The 16,978-nt window shown below is 52.8% G+C and carries 16 protein-coding genes; 10 read left to right on the plus strand and 6 right to left on the minus strand.

Translation table 11 applies throughout. From position 1 onward, the window contains the following. The first annotated feature begins 83 nt into the window (after positions 1-83). Positions 84-629 carry an NUDIX hydrolase YfcD gene (gene yfcD, locus BM323_RS10295; RefSeq protein WP_007889295.1) on the plus strand — a complete coding sequence of 182 codons (546 nt, stop codon included), beginning with the start codon at positions 84-86 and terminating at the stop codon, positions 627-629. Positions 630-664: 35 nt separating this feature from the next. Here the strand turns inward: yfcD and BM323_RS10300 are convergent, their stop codons facing one another. The 3 genes from BM323_RS10300 to ackA form a co-directional block, all read right to left on the minus strand. After that, positions 665-1,924 carry a 4-aminobutyrate--2-oxoglutarate transaminase gene (locus BM323_RS10300; RefSeq protein WP_008105170.1) on the minus strand — a complete coding sequence of 420 codons (1,260 nt, stop codon included), beginning with the start codon at positions 1,922-1,924 and terminating at the stop codon, positions 665-667. 127 nt (positions 1,925-2,051) lie between these two features. Beyond that, a complete protein-coding gene (gene pta, locus BM323_RS10305; RefSeq protein ID WP_008105167.1) occupies positions 2,052-4,196 on the minus strand; it encodes a phosphate acetyltransferase in 2,145 nt (714 codons plus the stop codon). Positions 4,197-4,269: 73 nt separating this feature from the next. Then, positions 4,270-5,472, minus strand: a complete 1,203-nt coding sequence (gene ackA, locus BM323_RS10310) for an acetate kinase (RefSeq protein WP_008105164.1) — start codon at positions 5,470-5,472, stop codon at positions 4,270-4,272. A gap of 338 nt (positions 5,473-5,810) precedes the next feature. Here ackA and yfbV point away from each other — a divergent pair, with 338 nt between their 5' ends. The 3 genes from yfbV to BM323_RS10325 all read left to right on the plus strand — a co-directional run bounded on the left by yfbV (position 5,811) and on the right by BM323_RS10325 (position 7,582). Beyond that, a complete protein-coding gene (gene yfbV / locus BM323_RS10315) occupies positions 5,811-6,263 on the plus strand; it encodes a terminus macrodomain insulation protein YfbV (RefSeq protein WP_008105162.1) in 453 nt (150 codons plus the stop codon). 150 nt (positions 6,264-6,413) lie between these two features. Next, complete coding sequence (locus BM323_RS10320; RefSeq protein ID WP_008105160.1) at positions 6,414-6,908, plus strand: YfbU family protein; 495 nt, start codon at positions 6,414-6,416, stop codon at positions 6,906-6,908. A gap of 14 nt (positions 6,909-6,922) precedes the next feature. After that, positions 6,923-7,582 carry a sugar phosphatase gene (locus BM323_RS10325; protein WP_008105158.1) on the plus strand — a complete coding sequence of 220 codons (660 nt, stop codon included), beginning with the start codon at positions 6,923-6,925 and terminating at the stop codon, positions 7,580-7,582. Positions 7,583-7,610: 28 nt separating this feature from the next. On the opposite strand, the gene yfbR is transcribed toward BM323_RS10325, so the two are convergent. The 3 genes from yfbR to BM323_RS24290 form a co-directional block, all read right to left on the minus strand. Then, a complete protein-coding gene (yfbR, locus tag BM323_RS10330; protein WP_008105157.1) occupies positions 7,611-8,210 on the minus strand; it encodes a 5'-deoxynucleotidase in 600 nt (199 codons plus the stop codon). A 70-nt stretch (positions 8,211-8,280) separates the two neighbouring features. Continuing rightward, positions 8,281-9,498, minus strand: coding sequence for a pyridoxal phosphate-dependent aminotransferase (locus BM323_RS10335; protein ID WP_008105154.1), 1,218 nt, complete (start codon positions 9,496-9,498; stop codon positions 8,281-8,283). Then, a complete protein-coding gene (locus BM323_RS24290) occupies positions 9,482-9,670 on the minus strand; it encodes a hypothetical protein (protein WP_139221411.1) in 189 nt (62 codons plus the stop codon). The genes BM323_RS10335 and BM323_RS24290 overlap by 17 nt, the downstream gene beginning before the upstream one ends. A 796-nt stretch (positions 9,671-10,466) precedes the next feature. Here BM323_RS24290 and lrhA point away from each other — a divergent pair. From lrhA to nuoF, 6 genes are all read left to right on the plus strand, one after another. After that, positions 10,467-11,390, plus strand: coding sequence for a transcriptional regulator LrhA (lrhA, locus tag BM323_RS10340; protein ID WP_007889314.1), 924 nt, complete (start codon positions 10,467-10,469; stop codon positions 11,388-11,390). A gap of 660 nt (positions 11,391-12,050) precedes the next feature. After that, positions 12,051-12,494 carry an NADH-quinone oxidoreductase subunit A gene (locus BM323_RS10345; RefSeq protein WP_007889316.1) on the plus strand — a complete coding sequence of 148 codons (444 nt, stop codon included), beginning with the start codon at positions 12,051-12,053 and terminating at the stop codon, positions 12,492-12,494. 15 nt (positions 12,495-12,509) lie between these two features. Beyond that, positions 12,510-13,190, plus strand: a complete 681-nt coding sequence (locus tag BM323_RS10350) for a NuoB/complex I 20 kDa subunit family protein (protein WP_008105151.1) — start codon at positions 12,510-12,512, stop codon at positions 13,188-13,190. A 116-nt stretch (positions 13,191-13,306) separates the two neighbouring features. Continuing rightward, positions 13,307-15,106, plus strand: a complete 1,800-nt coding sequence (nuoC, locus tag BM323_RS10355) for an NADH-quinone oxidoreductase subunit C/D (protein ID WP_008105149.1) — start codon at positions 13,307-13,309, stop codon at positions 15,104-15,106. 2 nt (positions 15,107-15,108) lie between these two features. Then, on the plus strand, positions 15,109-15,624 hold the full coding sequence (gene nuoE, locus BM323_RS10360) for an NADH-quinone oxidoreductase subunit NuoE (protein ID WP_008105146.1): 516 nt from the start codon (positions 15,109-15,111) through the stop codon (positions 15,622-15,624). 2 nt (positions 15,625-15,626) lie between these two features. After that, complete coding sequence (gene nuoF, locus BM323_RS10365; RefSeq protein WP_175501701.1) at positions 15,627-16,967, plus strand: NADH-quinone oxidoreductase subunit NuoF; 1,341 nt, start codon at positions 15,627-15,629, stop codon at positions 16,965-16,967. Positions 16,968-16,978 lie beyond the last annotated feature (11 nt).

Genomic DNA, 16,978 nt, shown 5'->3' on the forward strand with positions numbered 1-16,978 from the left:
AACGCTTTACCTTACCGCCTATTCTAATAAAGCATGGCAAACAGGCGCGTGCTGGGCACGCCGAAAACAGAAAAGGGTTACGGATGGTGGATCAAACGGCAGGTGACGGTATCGAGTGGGTTGATATCGTTAACGAAGAGAACGAAGTCATTGCGCAGGCCAGCCGTGCGCAGATGCGTGCGCAGTGTCTGCGTCATCGTGCGACCTATATTGTGGTGCACGATGGCATGGGCAAAATTCTGGTGCAGCGTCGCACTGAAATCAAAGACTTCATGCCGGGTATGCTGGATGCCACTGCCGGTGGCGTGGTGCAGAGCGGGGAAGACCTGCTGGAATCGGCGCGTCGTGAAGCGGAAGAGGAGTTGGGTATTGCGGCCGTTCCGTTCGCCGAGCATGGACAGTTCTACTTTGAAGATCAGCATTGCCGCGTATGGGGCGGGCTGTTCAGCTGCGTTTCCCATGGTCCGTTTGCTATGCAGGAAGAGGAAGTAGACGAGATCTTCTGGATGACGCCGGAAGAGATCACCGCGCGCTGTGACGAGTTCACCGATGATTCGCTTAAGGCGTTGTCATTGTGGCTGAGCCGTAACAGCGATGCTGCGCGCCGTAAGCAGAGCAGCGAAGCATAATCATGCCGTAAGGTCGCCATTTATGGCGACCTGATTTAATGTTCCCGCAGAATGCCCGTCAACAGCGTCAAAGCATCCTCGAACTGCGCATCCGGAATGGTCAGCGGATAGAGGAAGCGAATCACGTTGCCGTACACGCCGCAGGTTAGCAGAATCAAACCTTGCTCCAGCGCCTGCTGCTGAATAGCTCTGGCAATCTCCGCCGACGGCTTACCCGCCGCATCATTGAATTCCGCCGCTATCATCGAGCCGTATCCGCGTATCTCCGCCAGCGCTTTACAATCCGCACGCTGTAACACCTGTTTTAATCGGCTGCCTAATTGATTGGCGCGGCGGCACAGTGCTTCCTCTTCGATGATCTCTAACACCGCCAGCGCCGCCGCAATCGCCGGTGGACTGCCAGCATAGGTTCCGCCCAGGCCGCCAGGCTCAGGCGCGTCCATGACTTCCGCGCGTCCCGACACCGCCGAGAGCGGGAAGCCGCCGGCCAGACTTTTCGCCATGGTAACAAGATCGGGCTGCACGGTGTAATAGTCGCTGGCGAACAGCTTGCCGGTGCGCGCAAAACCGCTCTGAATCTCATCGGCGATCAACAGAATTCCGTGACGATCGCATAACTCACGCAGCGCAACGACAAACTCTGGCGGCGCACTGTAGAAACCGCCTTCACCCTGCACCGGTTCAAAGATAATGGCCGCCACCTGCTGCGGGCTGATATCGCTGCGGAAAATCGCTTCCAGGCTATCGATCGCATCACTAACTGTGACGTTGTGCAGCGCGTTGGGATAGCGCGCGTGAAATACCGGGCTGGCGAAGGGGCCGAAGCCGGTTTTATACGGCACCACTTTACCGGTTAGCGACATTGTCATATTGGTGCGGCCGTGAAACGCGCCGCTGAAGGCGATGATGCCGGGACGAACGGTGGCCGCGCGCGCAATTTTCACCGCGTTTTCGACCGCTTCTGCACCGGTTGAGAAAAAGGTGGTTTTCACCGCGCCATTAATCGGCACTAACGCATTAAGCCGCTCAGCGAGGTGAATGTAGTTCTCATAAGGAATGATTTGAAATGCGGTGTGGGTAAAACATTCAAGCTGCTGTTGCACCGCCGCCATCACTTTCGGGTGACGATGCCCGGTGTTAAGCACCGCGATGCCTGCGGCAAAATCGGTGTATTCGCGGCCATGCTGATCCCACACCGTGGCATTCTCGGCTTTCACCGCATAGAAATCACACATCACGCCTACGCCGCGCGGCGTGGCTTGTAAACGACGGCTGTGCACATCACTGTTGCTCATTATTAACCTCGCAATTAGCGGCAGACTTCAATCAGTGTTAGCGCAGCGCAGGGTTTATGCCAGTGAAGTGCGGGGCAAAAAAAAGCACGCACCGAAGTGCATGCTTTTTTGCCGGGCGGGGAAGGGATTAGCCTTCGGCCTGCTGGGATTGAATCGCCGTCAATGCGATGGTGTAGACGATGTCATCCACCAGTGCGCCGCGTGACAGATCGTTCACCGGCTTACGCATGCCTTGCAGCATCGGCCCGATGGAGATCAGATCAGCAGAGCGCTGTACCGCTTTGTAAGTGGTGTTACCGGTGTTCAGATCCGGGAAGATGAACACGGTAGCGCGACCGGCAACCGCAGAGTTTGGCGCTTTGGATTTGGCGACGTCTTCCATAATCGCGGCGTCATACTGCAGCGGACCATCGATCACCAGGTCCGGACGTTTTTCCTGCGCGATGCGCGTGGCTTCACGCACTTTCTCAACGTCGCTACCGGCACCGGAGTTACCGGTTGAGTAGGAGATCATCGCGACGCGTGGATCGATACCGAAGGCTTTGGCTGAATCGGCAGACTGAATCGCGATTTCTGCCAGCTGTTCTGGATTGGGATCCGGGTTGATGGCGCAGTCGCCATACACCAGCACCTGCTCCGGCAGCAGCATGAAGAACACCGACGACACCAGCGAGCTGTTTGGCGCGGTTTTGATCAGCTGCAGCGGTGGACGAATGGTGTTCGCCGTGGTGTGAACCGCGCCGGATACCAGACCATCAACTTCGCCGCTTTCCAGCATCATGGTGCCGAGCACCACGTTGTCTTCCAACTGCTCCTGCGCCACCACTTCGGTCATGCCTTTGCTCTTACGCAGCTCAACCAGACGCGGCACATAGTTTTCGCGTACCACTTCTGGATCCACGATCACGATGCCTTTGCCGAGTTCAACACCTTGCGCCGCCGCAACACGCTGAATCTCTTCCGGATTGCCGAGCAGCACACAGGTAGCGATGCCGCGTTCGGCGCAAATCGCTGCCGCTTTGACGGTACGTGGCTCGTCGCCTTCTGGCAGCACAATGCGTTTGCCGGCTTTACGCGCCAACTCGGTGAGCTGGTAGCGGAATGCTGGTGGAGACAGGCGACGGCTGCGTTCTGACGTTGCGGTCAGTGATTCCACCCAATCTTCATTGATGAAGCTGGCCACGTACTCCTGCACTTTTTCGATGCGTTGCGTATCGTCAGTCGGCACTTCAAGGTTGAAGCTCTGCAGGCTGAGTGACGTCTGCCAGGTGTTGGTTTTCACCATAAATACTGGCAGGCCGGTCTGGAACGCACGTTCGCACAGGCGTGCGATTGGCGCTTCAATCTGATATCCACCGGTCAACAGCACCGCACCGATTTCAACGCCATTCATCGCGGCCAAACAGGCAGCAACCAGCACATCAGGACGATCTGCGGAAGTCACCAGCAGTGAACCCGGACGGAAGTGCTCCAGCATGTGCGGAATGCTACGTGCACAGAAGGTCACGGATTTCACGCGGCGCGTCTGGATTTCACCTTCGTTGATGATATCGGCGTTCAGGTGACGGCACATATCGATGGCGCGAGTAGCAATCAGGTCAAAGCTCCACGGCACACAACCCAGCACCGGCAGCGGGCTGTTGGCAAACAGCTGCTTGGGATCGATGTTGGCGATGCTGGCTTTGGTGGAATCATCGAAAATCTCTGACAGATCCGGGCGCGTACGACCTTGCTCATCCACCGGCGCATTCAGTTTGTTGATGATCACGCCAGTGATGTTTTTGTTCTTGCTGCCGCCAAAGCTGCTTTGCGTCAGCTCGATACGCTCTTTCAGCTGCGCCGGAGAATCGTTGCCCAGCGACATCACGAAGACGATTTCTGCATTCAGGGTTTTGGCGATTTCATAGTTCAGCGCAGAGGCGAACTGATGTTTACGCGTAGGAACCAGGCCTTCTACCAGCACCACTTCCGCGTCTTTGGCGTTCGCGTGGTAGTTGGCAATGATCTCTTCCATCAGCACGTCTTGCTGGTTAGAACCGAGCAGCGACTCAACGCGTGACATCTGCAGCGGTTCAGCGGCAGGAATCGCGGAGCTTTTACGGATAATGCTGGTGGTTTGGTCTGGCGCATCGCCGCCCGCACGTGGCTGGGCAATGGGCTTGAATACGCTCAGGCGCACGCCTTTGCGCTCCATGGCACGGATCACGCCGAGGCTGACGCTGGTCAGACCGACGCTGGTGCCGGTAGGAATGAGCATAATTGTACGTGACACGATAGAAACCTCTCAGGTGTTGCAGACTGTCTAAAACAACTCCGTCAGCCTAAGCTGACGGAGAGAAGTGTTTTTAAGCGGTGAGACGCGCGGCGTCTTGAGCAATCACCAACTCTTCGTTGGTTGGGATCACCACGGCCGGGCGCGTGCCTTCTTTGTTGATGAAGCCAGATTTGCCGAAGCGTGCCGCCAGGTTGCGCTCGTGATCGACTTCGAAGCCGAGTAGGCCCAGTTTCTGCAGCGCCAGCTCGCGTACCATCGCAGCGTTTTCACCGATGCCACCGGTGAAGACCACGGCGTCCAGACGGCCTTCCATCAGCGCGGTGTAGCTGCCGATGTACTTCGCCAGACGGTGGCAGAACACATCCATCGCACGCTTGGCATCTTCTTTGGTGGCGTAGTTGTCTTCCACATAGCGGCAGTCGCTGGTGACTTCGGTCAGACCCAGCAGACCAGACTCTTTGGTCAGCAACTTGTTGATGGAATCAACGCTCATGCCCAGGGAATCATGCAGGAAGAAGATAATGGCCGGATCAATGTCACCGCTGCGGGTGCCCATCACCAAACCTTCCAGTGGTGTCAGGCCCATTGAGGTATCAACACACTGGCCGTTGCGAATAGCAGAAACAGAACCGCCATTGCCGAGGTGGCAAGTGATGATGTTCAGTTCGCTAACCGGTTTGTTCAGCATTTTCGCGGCTTCCTGCGTCACATAGTAGTGGCTGGTGCCGTGTGCGCCGTAGCGACGAACGCCGTGCTCTTTATACAATTTATACGGCAGAGCATAGAGATAGGACTCTTCCGGCATTGTCTGATGGAATGCGGTGTCGAAAACCGCCACATTTTTATCGGAAAGATGCGGGAAGTTTTTCAGCGCTTCATCTATACCGATTAGATGCGCAGGGTTATGCAGTGGCGCAAAAGAAGAGGCGTCTTTGATGCCCTGAATAACAGATTCGTCGATGATGACCGATTTGGTCAGCTGCTCGCCGCCGTGAACAATACGATGGCCGATTGCAGCGATTTGTGCCGAAAGCTCTGGTTTTTGTGCCAGAATAGTTTTAACCATGAAGTTCAGTGCTTCGCTGTGTGCCGCACCCGCGCCAAGCTGAGCTTCTTGTTTGCTGCCGTCCAGTTTCCACTTAATGCGTGCTTCCGGTAAGTGGAAGCATTCAGCCAGACCGGACAGATATTCGTCGCCGGTAACAGGGTTAAGGATGGCAAACTTAAGTGAAGAACTGCCGCAGTTCAGAACCAGAACTAACTTCGTCGACATGGAAGTACCTATTTTGTTAAATAGTGGCTAAAAAAAACGCAATCAGACTAACAGCGTAGCCCATGAAAGCTGGTAGGTTAATGATAAACATCATGTGCTAGTCAAAATTTCACTGACATGCAAAAAATTTTGGTGATTTTACGCTTATTTTTGATAAGCACTTAGCGAAACATGGCTCTGGCCGCTCTTTTATTGAGCTAAAGCTTCCGGTAATGTTACTGAAACGGCGTCAGAATACTCACTGTCACCCGCAAAGACAAAAACTTTTGAAGGATGTCACGTAAAGTTGTGTAGTTATCGGTTTATTTTAAATATTGCAGATTTAGTTGAGGTCTATCATGGCGAATGAGACAGACAATCCCGGCTGGTTCGGCTTGTTCCAGCGCGGACAGCGATACATGAAGACCTGGCCTACAGACAAGCGCCTGGCGCCGGTGTTTCCTGAAAATCGCGTGGTCAATGCAACCCGCTTTGCCATTCGTTTTATGCCGCCGCTGGCGATTTTCACTCTTACGTGGCAAATCGCGATGGGTGGACAACTCGGCCCTGCGATTGCGACTGCGCTGTTTGCCTGCAGCCTGCCGATGCAAGGATTGTGGTGGTTGGGGAAACGTTCTGTGACGCCGTTGCCGCCGACGTTGCTGCAGTGGTTTCATGAAGTGCGCACCAAACTGGAAGAAGCGGGGCAGGCGATTGCACCGGTTGATGGTAAGCCGACATATCAGTCACTCGCCGAAGTGTTGAAACGTGCCTTTAAGCAGCTTGATCGCACTTTCCTTGACGATCTTTGATCTGCTGACGCTTTTACCTGCCGGAGAATTTGAGCCAAATCCCGGTTCAAATCAAAGAAAAGTGGTGCGGACATACACGCATCACTCTCCTTGTGTAATCATTTCTTCATTGTTTAAATCTTAAGCGGCCTGCTGGCCCGGGAGCAAACCATGGAAATGACCCACGCACAACGACTGATCCTCTCCAATCAATACAAAATGATGGCCATGCTGGAGCCTGATAACGCTGAGCGTTATCGTCGTTATCAAACCATTATTGAACGCGGCTATGGCTTGCAGTTACGCGAGCTCGATAAAGAGTTCGGCGAGCTAACGGAAGCGACCTGTCGCCTGCTGATCGATATTATGGAAATGCACCATGCGCTGCATGTTTCCTGGTCGAACCTCAAAGATGGCAGCGCGATTGACGAGCGTCGCCTGGCGTTTCTTGGTTTTGATGCGGCCACCGAAGCGCGTTATCTCGGCTACGTGCGCTTTATGGTGAATGTTGAAGGACGCTATACCCACTTTGATTCCGGCACCCACGGCTTCAATGCTCAAACGCCGATGTGGGAAAAATACCAACGCATGTTAACGGTGTGGCACACTTGTCCGCGTCAATATCATCTCAGCGCGAATGAGATCGCGCAGATTATCAATGCCTGAATAAGGAGCGACGCGTGAAGTACAGGGGTTTTCTGTTTGATTTAGACGGTACGCTGGTGGATTCATTGCCTGCAGTGATTCGCGCATGGTCACTGTGGGGCGAGCGCCATGGTTTGTCGGCGGAAGAGGTCCTGAGCTATATACACGGGAAGCCTGCCATCAATTCGTTGCGCCATTTCATGGCAGGGCAATCTGAAGAGGCGATTCAGGCGGAATTTCTCTGGCTTGAACGTCTCGAAGCGGAAGACACGCAAGGCGTACAGGCGATTCCGGGCGCGTTAGCGTTACTGTCAACGTTGAATGAGTTGCAGATCCCGTGGGCGATTGTGACCTCGGGTTCGATTCCAGTCGCCCACGCGCGCCATAAAGCTGCAAATTTACCGATGCCAAAAGTGTTTATTACCGCTGAGAATATCAAGCACGGTAAGCCTAATCCCGAACCTTACCTGCTGGGTGCTGAGCGTTTGGGGCTTTCAGCGACGCATTGCGTGGTAGTTGAGGATGCGCCGGCGGGCATTATTTCTGGTTTGGATGCGGGCAGTGCGGTGATCGCCATGAATGCGCCAGCAGATGCACCGCGCATCAATGAAGTTACCTTCCGCGTCGCAACGCTTGAACCGGTAAACGTCATCAAAGAAGATAGCGGCGAGTTTACACTTTCTATCGTCGCATAAAGTAACGGGCCGATGCGGCCCGTTTTTTTTACAGCGGCGTGTCTTGTGATATTTCATCCAGCGACAGGCTAAAGCTGGGAATAAACACCTCAACAAAATAATCCATTTCCGGTGAACGGCGCTGCGTGAGGGTTTTTTCCAGGCGTGCTTTGGCCAGCAGAAACTCGTTATTACCTGCCGACAACTCTTCCAGACACTTCACGTAGGCGCAAAGTGCATCCGCTTGCTTCACCACGGATTGCTCACTTTCGGTATGCAAGTGTTCATCAATCAGCGGGCGATAAGCGTCCTGCAGTTCAGGCGGCAGCATATCGATGAGCTTCTGCTGAGCAATTTTCTCGATCTTTTTGTATTCGTGCGCAATCTGCGCGTTGTAGTACTTCACCGGCGTCGGTAAATCCCCGGTCAGCACTTCGCTGGCATCGTGATAGAGCGCCAGCATGGCAATGCGCTCGGCATTGAGGTTGCCGTTAAATTTTTTGTTTTTGATGATGGCGAGCGCGTGAGCAACCATCGCCACCTGCAAGCTATGCTCGGAGACGTTTTCAGTGCGCACATTACGCATCAATGGCCAGCGATTGATCAGTTTGAGACGGGAAAGGTGGGCGAAAAAATGGCTACGAGTCATGGACGGTTCCTGTTCGCACGGCGGGAAAGATATTTTTTCCCCGAAATGCGAACAGTATACGCGTCACAATTTACTGGCGATACCCTTGTAAGAAACGACCAAACTTGCTGACGGCCATTTCCAAATCGTCCACGCGCGGCAGCGTAACAATGCGCACGTGATCTGGCCACGGCCAGTTGAACGCGGTGCCCTGAACCAACAGCACTTTCTCTTGCAGCAGGAAATCCAGCACCATCTTCTGATCGTCAAAGATGTTGAATTTCTTGGCATCAATACGCGGGAACATGTACAGCGCACCTTGCGGCTTCACACAACTGACGCCAGGAATATCATTAATTAATTCCCACGCACGCTGGCGTTGTTCATACAAACGCCCGCCAGGCGCGATAAATTCGCTAATACTTTGATATCCACCCAGTGCGGTCTGAATTGCATGTTGTGCCGGAACGTTGGCACACAGGCGCATCGATGCCAGCATCTCCAGCCCTTCAATGTAACCTTTTGCATGTTTCTTCGGACCGTTCAAAACCATCCAGCCCTGACGGAAGCCCGCCACGCGATAGGTTTTCGACAAGCCGTTAAAGGTCACGGTCAGCAGATCGGGAGCCAGCGCAGCAATTGAATGATGTTGTGCTTCGTCGTAAAGAATCTTGTCGTAGATTTCATCGGCGAAAATAATCAGATTGTGCTGGCGCGCAATTTCAACAATCTCAAGTAACAACTCTTTGCTGTAAACCGCGCCGGTCGGGTTATTCGGGTTAATAATGACAATGCCACGCGTACGCGGGGTGATCTTGCTACGAATGTCATCCAGGTCAGGGAACCAACCCGCTGATTCATCACACAGATAATGCACTGCTTTGCCGCTCGACAGCGAAACCGCAGCGGTCCACAGCGGATAATCCGGCGCAGGCACCAGCATTTCATCGCCGCTGTTGAGCAATGCCTGCATCGCTTGCACAATCAGTTCAGATACGCCGTTACCAATATAGATGTCTTCGACGGTGACATCGCGCATGTCACGCGCCTGGTAATGCTGCATGATCGCTTTACGCGCTGAATACAGCCCTTTCGAGTCGCAATAACCTTGCGAGCTCGGCAGATTGCGAATGACATCCACCAGGATTTCATCAGGTGCTTCAAAACCGAATGGGGCAGGGTTGCCGATGTTCAGCTTGAGAACTTTGTTGCCTTCTTCTTCGAGACGTTTAGCTTCTTTCAGTACCGGCCCACGGATGTCATAACAGACATTTTCCAGCTTGCCGGATTTATCAATTTGAAAATTCATTTTTACCGCCTTTACGGGCAGAGTCCTTTAACCTGCCACCAAAAATCAAACTTGCCCAATTTACTCTTCTCACCTTAACAAAAGAAGGGTAGCGCTTGGTTTTGGCGCGTTTGCCATTTTTTCTCTCGCCATATGGCGTAAAAGTCATTGAAAATCGATTAATCTGGTTCATTAATCCACTAATGCGAAAAAAAGTGAGATTAAAAACTGGGAAGGTGGAGTTGACGTGTAAATGCCTTCTTCCATCGCCACAGAAGACTATTCAGAAATTTTTCAGTCACTATTGGCGCAAAAAAAGAATAGCGACCTAACGAAATAGTTAAGTGATTCTTGTTAGATGGCGAAAAAATGTCTGGCAATGATTAAGCTCTGGCTGGCGTCTTAAAATGAAGTGCATTCTTATTCACTTATCAAGGGCGAGATTAAGCGTCAGTAACGGACCTAATATCGTGTAAAACAGTCTTAAAATAGCATTTGCACTGTCACTTTAACGCTGGTGCTGAAGATTCAGAACCTGGGGGGCTTAAAAAAAGAGCAGCGTTATGGCAGGATCTGTGCGGAAAGGCTTTTGGTCAAAAATTGCGATGTTTTGAACAAAAACATTTCCATTTATAACGTAAAAATGATTAAGTATAATTTATTATTTGATGCACTTTATCGCTTCGCATCTACATAACATGATGTTATTTCTTTTTAACCCGCAGGGACTTTACGCGGGATACATAGACAACTACGCAGCTTCCAGCACCTGTACGACATACGTTTTCGGCCCAGAAGTTCTGCTGTCTATAATGACGACGCTGCTCTGATCTCAGAGTGGTGCGATCGTCGGCATCCGCCTGACAAAATTTTTTCATGGCAGCTCCACACAGGGCTGTCATTAAGCACCATTGCCTCTTATCTCTTTGATAAGTCGGGTAATACACCAGGGTAGTAGTTTTAAAAAATCTTATAAGTGAAGAAAAAACATGACTAATGCAAATCGTCCGATACTGAATCTCGACCTCGATCTGCTGCGTACATTTGTTGCCGTTGCCGATCTGAACACTTTTGCAGCAGCCGCTGCCGCCGTGTGCAGAACGCAGTCAGCAGTGAGCCAGCAGATGCAACGTCTGGAACAATTGGTAGGTAAAGAGCTGTTTGCCAGACATGGACGTAATAAATTGCTGACGGAGCATGGCATTCAACTGCTGGGTTACGCCAGGAAAATCCTTCGTTTTAATGACGAAGCTTGCACCTCTTTAATGTACAGCAACATCCAGGGCGTTCTGACCATTGGCGCTTCAGATGATACCTCAGATACCATTCTGCCGTTCCTGCTTAACCGCGTAACGTCGGTCTATCCGAAGCTGGCCATTGATGTGCGTGTTAAGCGCAACCCGTTCATGATGGAAATGCTTAATCAAGGTGAAGTCGATCTGGTTGTGACGACGTCCAGCCCAGGAAACTTTACTCATCAGGTACTGCGTACTTCGCCAACGTTGTGGTACTGCGCGGCAGATTATATCTTCCAGCGCGGGGAAGCCATTCCTTTGGTCCTGCTGGATGAGCCAAGCCCGTATCGCGATATGGCGATTGATCACCTCAACGAAGCTGGCATTCCGTGGCGCATCTCGTATGTTGCTTCTACGCTGGCTGCCGTTCGTGCGGCGGTTAAAGCGGGCTTGGGTGTGACAGCGCGTCCAGTCGAGATGATGAGCCCAGAATTGCGGGTGATGGGCGCTGCAGAAGGTTTGCCAGTGCTGCCGGATACCCAATATCTGCTGTGCCGTAATCCAGACAGCGATAACGAACTGGCGTTGGCCATCTTCAATGCCATGCAGTCTACCAATGATCCTTACAATCTGAGCGCTAATCCAGACGGTACTTTGCTGCTGGATGACGAAGAGTAGGGGTTACAGTTGCTGGTAATTCCTCGCAAATGGAATACCGGTTAATTGTTAAAACGTATAAAAATGGGCCTTAGCGTGGTAATTACCGGCTAAGGCTTTTTTTATTCCATTTTACTTGCCACTTTAAATGTAATTCCCTCGACTTTATTTCAATCTCATTCTTAAAAATGAAACGCGTTCCATTTTTATCCATTTTGGAATGGTTTTATCAATTCGTGCCAATTTTACCAGGGCATTTTTTCGTCCACTCCGCTGTTTTTTGCAGCATAAAACCCAGTTATGTGCTTTAGATCAAAAAAATACCCCTGATAAGGGGGGGGAATCTCGGGCGAGACCTGTCAAAATATGATTGTTAAATGCACGATCCACGCATGTGAATACCCGCTACACTAAAATTAACCTCACAAACTGAAGCGATTTAGCTGGCGCTTCGAGGGTTGAATGTTAATAATATGATGCAGCTGTAAAATAATGTTTGGATACTTTTGTCAAAGTTGACAAAAGGTTATAGAAAGGAGTAAAAACCCCTATAAAATTGCTGCTTTATTGCTAATGACAGCAAAATTTATAAGGTTTTTTATCCTTCCCTTGAATCGATGTGGTGTGTTTGCTGCAACAGAGCAGGATGCCATCACCACTTTTGATGAGTAAGCAAAGAGTATGTCGACAACTACAGAAGTGATCGCTCATCACTGGGCATTTATTGTTTTTATCGTTATCGCATTCGGCCTGTGTGCCTTTATGTTGACCGGTGGCTGGTTGTTAGGTGGTCGTGCGCGTGCGCGACACAAGGACACCCCGTTCGAATCGGGTATTGAGTCGGTCGGTGACACTCATATTCGCCTCTCTGCAAAATTCTATCTGGTTGCGATGTTCTTCGTCATATTCGACGTCGAAGCCCTCTATTTATACGCATGGTCGACGTCCATTCGCGAAAGCGGTTGGGTCGGCTTTGTCGAAGCCGCAATTTTCATTTTGGTGCTCTTGGCAGGCCTGGTTTATCTGGTGCGCATCGGTGCGCTGGATTGGGCTCCTGCGCGTCGTCGCGTAGTGGTCAAATCTGTCCCGGTCAGTCACAGCCACACCAACCCTCATAAGCAGTAAAAGCGAGGCAATAAGATGGACTACACGCTGACACGCGTAGACCCGAACGGGGGCGGCGATAACGATCGTTATCCTCTGCAGAAACAGGAAACGGTTACCGATCCGCTGGAACAACACGTTCACCGCAGCGTCTACATGGGCAAGCTCGAGCATGCCCTGCATGACATGGTGAACTGGGGGCGTAAAAACTCTCTCTGGCCGTATAACTTCGGCCTTTCCTGTTGCTACGTGGAAATGACCACATCCTTCACCGCAGTGCATGACGTGGCACGTTTTGGTGCCGAAGTAATGCGCGCCTCGCCACGTCAGGCTGACTTCATGGTGATCGCCGGTACGCCATTTACCAAAATGGCGCCGGTTATTCAGCGTTTATATGACCAAATGCTGGAGCCGAAATGGGTGATTTCCATGGGCGCTTGCGCTAACTCGGGTGGCATGTACGACATCTACTCGGTGGTGCAGGGCGTGGATAAATTCCTGCCGGTTGACGTTTACATTCCTGGCTGCCCGCCGCGTCCAGAAGCGTATATGCAGGCGTTGCTGCTGCTGCGTGAGTCGATTGGCAAAGAGCGCCGTCCACTGTCGTGGGTGGTGGGTGACCAGGGTGTTTATCGCGCCAACATGCAGCCAGAGCGTGAAAGAAAGCGTGGCGAGCGTATTGCCGTCACCAACCTGAGATCGCCAGACGAAGTTTAAGCTTCCCGTACACGGATGGAGCCACGGCCACAGCAGAACATCACAATTTAATGTGCGCCGCCATCCTGACGCCTTCTTTTGAGCGCCTGATTACAGGCCGGAATGGTGAGTAACGTATGACTGATTTAACCACGCAAGATCTCGCACAGCCTTCATGGCAAACCCGCGATCACCTGGATGACCCAGTGGTCGGCGAGCTGCGTAACCGTTTTGGGCCGGATGCCTTTACCGTTCAGGCTACCCGCACCGGGATTCCGGTTGTCTGGGTAAAGCGTGAACAGCTATTAGAAATCGTTGAATTCCTGCGCAAGCTGCCAAAGCCTTATGTCATGCTTTATGACTTGCACGGTTTTGATGAGCGCTTACGCACTAACCGCGCCGGTTTGCCCGCCGCGGATTTTTCCGTTTTCTATCATCTGCTTTCAATTGAACGCAACCGCGACATCATGCTCAAGGTCGCTTTATCTGAAAACGATCTGAATGTGCCAACCATCACCAAAATTTTCGCCAACGCCAACTGGTATGAGCGCGAAACCTGGGAGATGTTTGGCATCACTTTCAATGGTCACCCGCACCTGACGCGCATCATGATGCCGCAGACGTGGGAAGGACATCCGCTGCGTAAAGATTATCCGGCGCGCGCCACCGAGTTCGATCCCTTCGAGCTGACCAAGCAGAAAGAAGATCTGGAGATGGAGGCGCTGACCTTCAAGCCTGAAGATTGGGGCATGAAGCGCAGCACTACCAATGAGGACTTCATGTTCCTCAACCTCGGTCCAAACCATCCCTCTGCGCACGGTGCGTTTCGTATCATTCTGCAGTTGGATGGTGAAGAGATCGTCGATTGCGTTCCCGATGTCGGCTACCACCATCGTGGTGCTGAGAAGATGGGCGAGCGCCAATCCTGGCACAGCTACATTCCGTACACCGACCGTATCGAGTACCTCGGCGGCTGCGTAAATGAAATGCCGTACGTGCTGGCGGTGGAAAAACTGGCTGGCATCACCGTGCCGGATCGCGTCAATGTGATCCGTGTGATGCTGTCCGAGCTGTTCCGCATCAACAGCCATCTGCTCTATATCTCTACCTTTATTCAGGACGTCGGTGCGATGACGCCGGTGTTCTTCGCCTTTACCGACCGTCAGAAAATCTATGACGTGGTGGAAGCGATTACCGGTTTCCGTATGCACCCGGCGTGGTTCCGCATCGGCGGCGTAGCGCATGACCTGCCGAAAGGCTGGGAACGTCTGCTGCGCGACTTCCTCGACTGGATGCCGAAGCGTCTGAAAGAGTATGACAAAGCCGCACTGCGCAATACCGTGTTGATGGGCCGTTCGCAAGGCGTTGCGGCGTATAACATGGATGAAGCACTGGCGTGGGGCACCACCGGCGCTGGTTTGCGTGCCACCGGTTTAGATTTTGACGTGCGTAAATGGCGCCCGTATTCAGGCTACGAAAACTTCGATTTCGAGATTCCGGTTGGCGCTGGCATCAGTGATGCGTACACCCGCGTGCAGCTGAAAATGGAAGAGATGTGGCAGTCACTGCGCATTCTGGAACAGTGCCTGAACAACATGCCTGAAGGCCCGTTCAAAGCGGATCATCCGCTGACAACGCCGCCGCCGAAAGAGCGCACGCTGCAGCACATTGAAACCCTGATCACTCACTTCCTGCAGGTTTCGTGGGGCCCAATTATGCCGGCCAACGAATCCTTCCAGATGATTGAGGCGACCAAAGGGATCAACAGTTACTACCTGACCAGCGATGGCAGCACCATGAGCTATCGCACCCGCGTGCGTACGCCGAGCTTCCCGCACCTGCAGCAGATCCCATCGGTGATCCGCGGCAGCCTGGTATCCGACTTGATCGTTTACCTCGGTAGTATCGATTTTGTTATGTCAGACGTGGACCGCTAATTATGCACGATCAAAAAATTGCTATTCACACCATCGACCCTACAGAGGTCTTCGTGCTGAGCGAGGCCGAGCACCACGCTATCGAGCACGAGAAACACCATTACGAAGATGCACGCGCCGCTTCGATCGAAGCGTTGAAGATCGTGCAGAAACAGCGCGGCTGGGTGCCAGATGGCGCGATTAACGCCATCGCCGACGTTCTGGGTATTCCTGCCAGTGATGTTGAAGGTGTGGCGACTTTCTATAGCCAAATCTACCGCACGCCGGTTGGCCGTCACGTCATTCGCTACTGTGACAGCGTGGTGTGCCACATCACGGGTTATCAGGGGATTCAGGATGCGCTGGAGCAGAAGCTGAACATCAAGCCGGGCCAAACCACGGCGGATGGACGCTTTACGCTGCTGCCCACTTGCTGCCTCGGTAACTGCGATAAAGGGCCAACCATGATGGTGGATGAAGATACCCACGTTCATCTGACGCCTGAAGGCATCGCCAACTTGCTGGAGCAGTATCAATGACCATTAAACAGATCATTCGTACTGCCGAAACGCATCCGCTGACCTGGCGTCTTCGTGACGACAAGCAGCCGATCTGGATCGATGAATATCGCAGTAAAAACGGTTACGTCGGCGCAGAAAAAGCGCTGAAAGATTTTAGCCAGGACGAAATCGTCGCGGCGGTCAAAGACTCCGGCCTGAAAGGTCGCGGTGGCGCAGGCTTTAACACCGGTCTGAAGTGGAGCCTGATGCCGAAAGACGAATCCATGAACATCCGTTACCTGCTGTGTAATGCCGATGAAATGGAGCCGGGCACGTATAAAGACCGCTTGCTTATGGAGCAACTGCCTCACCAGTTGGTAGAAGGCATGCTGATCAGTGCGTTCGCGCTGAAAGCTTATCGTGGCTACATCTTCTTACGTGGTGAGTACATCGAAGCGGCCGTCAATCTGCGTCGCGCGATTGCGGAAGCTACTGAAGCGGGCTACCTCGGCAAGAATATTCTCGGCACCGGTTTTGATTTCGAGCTGATCGTCCACACCGGCGCAGGTCGTTATATCTGCGGCGAAGAGACCGCGCTGATCAACTCGCTGGAAGGGCGTCGTGCGAACCCACGTTCTAAGCCGCCATTCCCGGCCAGTGCCGGCGTATGGGGTAAGCCGACCTGCGTTAACAACGTGGAAACGCTGTCGAACGTGCCTGCCATCTTCCTTAACGGCGTTGACTGGTACAAAAACATCTCTACCAGCGAAGACACCGGCACCAAAATGATGGGCTTTTCCGGCCGCGTGAAAAATCCTGGCGTCTGGGAATTGCCGTTCGGTACCACCGCGCGTGAAATCCTCGAAGATTACGCTGGCGGCATGCGCGATGGCTTGAAATTCAAAGCCTGGCAGCCAGGTGGCGCAGGAACTGACTTCCTCACCGATCAGCACCTCGATCTGCCGATGGAGTTTGCCAGCATTGGTAAAGCCGGTAGCCGTTTAGGTACGGCGCTGGCGATGGCGGTCGATCACGAAATCAACATGGTTTCGCTGGTACGTAACCTGGAAGAGTTCTTTGCGCGCGAGTCCTGCGGCTGGTGTACGCCGTGCCGCGATGGCTTGCCATGGAGCGTGAAGATCCTGCGTGCGCTGGAGCAGAAGAAAGGTCAGCCGGGTGATATCGAAACCCTGCAGCAACTCTGCCGCCAGCTTGGTCCAGGGAAAACCTTCTGTGCCCACGCACCGGGCGCCGTCGAGCCATTGCAGAGCGCGATTAAATATTTCCGTGAAGAGTTTGAAGCTGGCATTGCGCCGCAGGTGTTTGGCAATACCCGCACCATCGGCGGTATTCAGCCGAACCTGCTGAAAGCGCGCTGGTAATCAGCCGCCGT

It is taken from the genome of Pantoea sp. YR525 (assembly GCF_900116775.1).
GTDB lineage: Bacteria > Pseudomonadota > Gammaproteobacteria > Enterobacterales > Enterobacteriaceae > Pantoea > Pantoea symbiotica.

Excerpts from the sequence above, each read along its gene's own strand:
- yfcD (WP_007889295.1), top strand. The coding sequence starts at position 84 with ATGGTGGATCAAACGGCAGGTGACGGTATCGAGTGGGTTGATATCGTT.
- BM323_RS10300 (WP_008105170.1), bottom strand. The coding sequence starts at position 1,924 with ATGAGCAACAGTGATGTGCACAGCCGTCGTTTACAAGCCACGCCGCGC.
- ackA (WP_008105164.1), bottom strand. The coding sequence starts at position 5,472 with ATGTCGACGAAGTTAGTTCTGGTTCTGAACTGCGGCAGTTCTTCACTT.
- yfbV (WP_008105162.1), top strand. The coding sequence starts at position 5,811 with ATGGCGAATGAGACAGACAATCCCGGCTGGTTCGGCTTGTTCCAGCGC.
- BM323_RS10320 (WP_008105160.1), top strand. The coding sequence starts at position 6,414 with ATGGAAATGACCCACGCACAACGACTGATCCTCTCCAATCAATACAAA.
- yfbR (WP_008105157.1), bottom strand. The coding sequence starts at position 8,210 with ATGACTCGTAGCCATTTTTTCGCCCACCTTTCCCGTCTCAAACTGATC.
- BM323_RS10335 (WP_008105154.1), bottom strand. The coding sequence starts at position 9,498 with ATGAATTTTCAAATTGATAAATCCGGCAAGCTGGAAAATGTCTGTTAT.
- BM323_RS24290 (WP_139221411.1), bottom strand. The coding sequence starts at position 9,670 with ATGAACCAGATTAATCGATTTTCAATGACTTTTACGCCATATGGCGAG.
- lrhA (WP_007889314.1), top strand. The coding sequence starts at position 10,467 with ATGACTAATGCAAATCGTCCGATACTGAATCTCGACCTCGATCTGCTG.
- BM323_RS10345 (WP_007889316.1), top strand. The coding sequence starts at position 12,051 with ATGTCGACAACTACAGAAGTGATCGCTCATCACTGGGCATTTATTGTT.
- BM323_RS10350 (WP_008105151.1), top strand. The coding sequence starts at position 12,510 with ATGGACTACACGCTGACACGCGTAGACCCGAACGGGGGCGGCGATAAC.
- nuoC (WP_008105149.1), top strand. The coding sequence starts at position 13,307 with ATGACTGATTTAACCACGCAAGATCTCGCACAGCCTTCATGGCAAACC.
- nuoE (WP_008105146.1), top strand. The coding sequence starts at position 15,109 with ATGCACGATCAAAAAATTGCTATTCACACCATCGACCCTACAGAGGTC.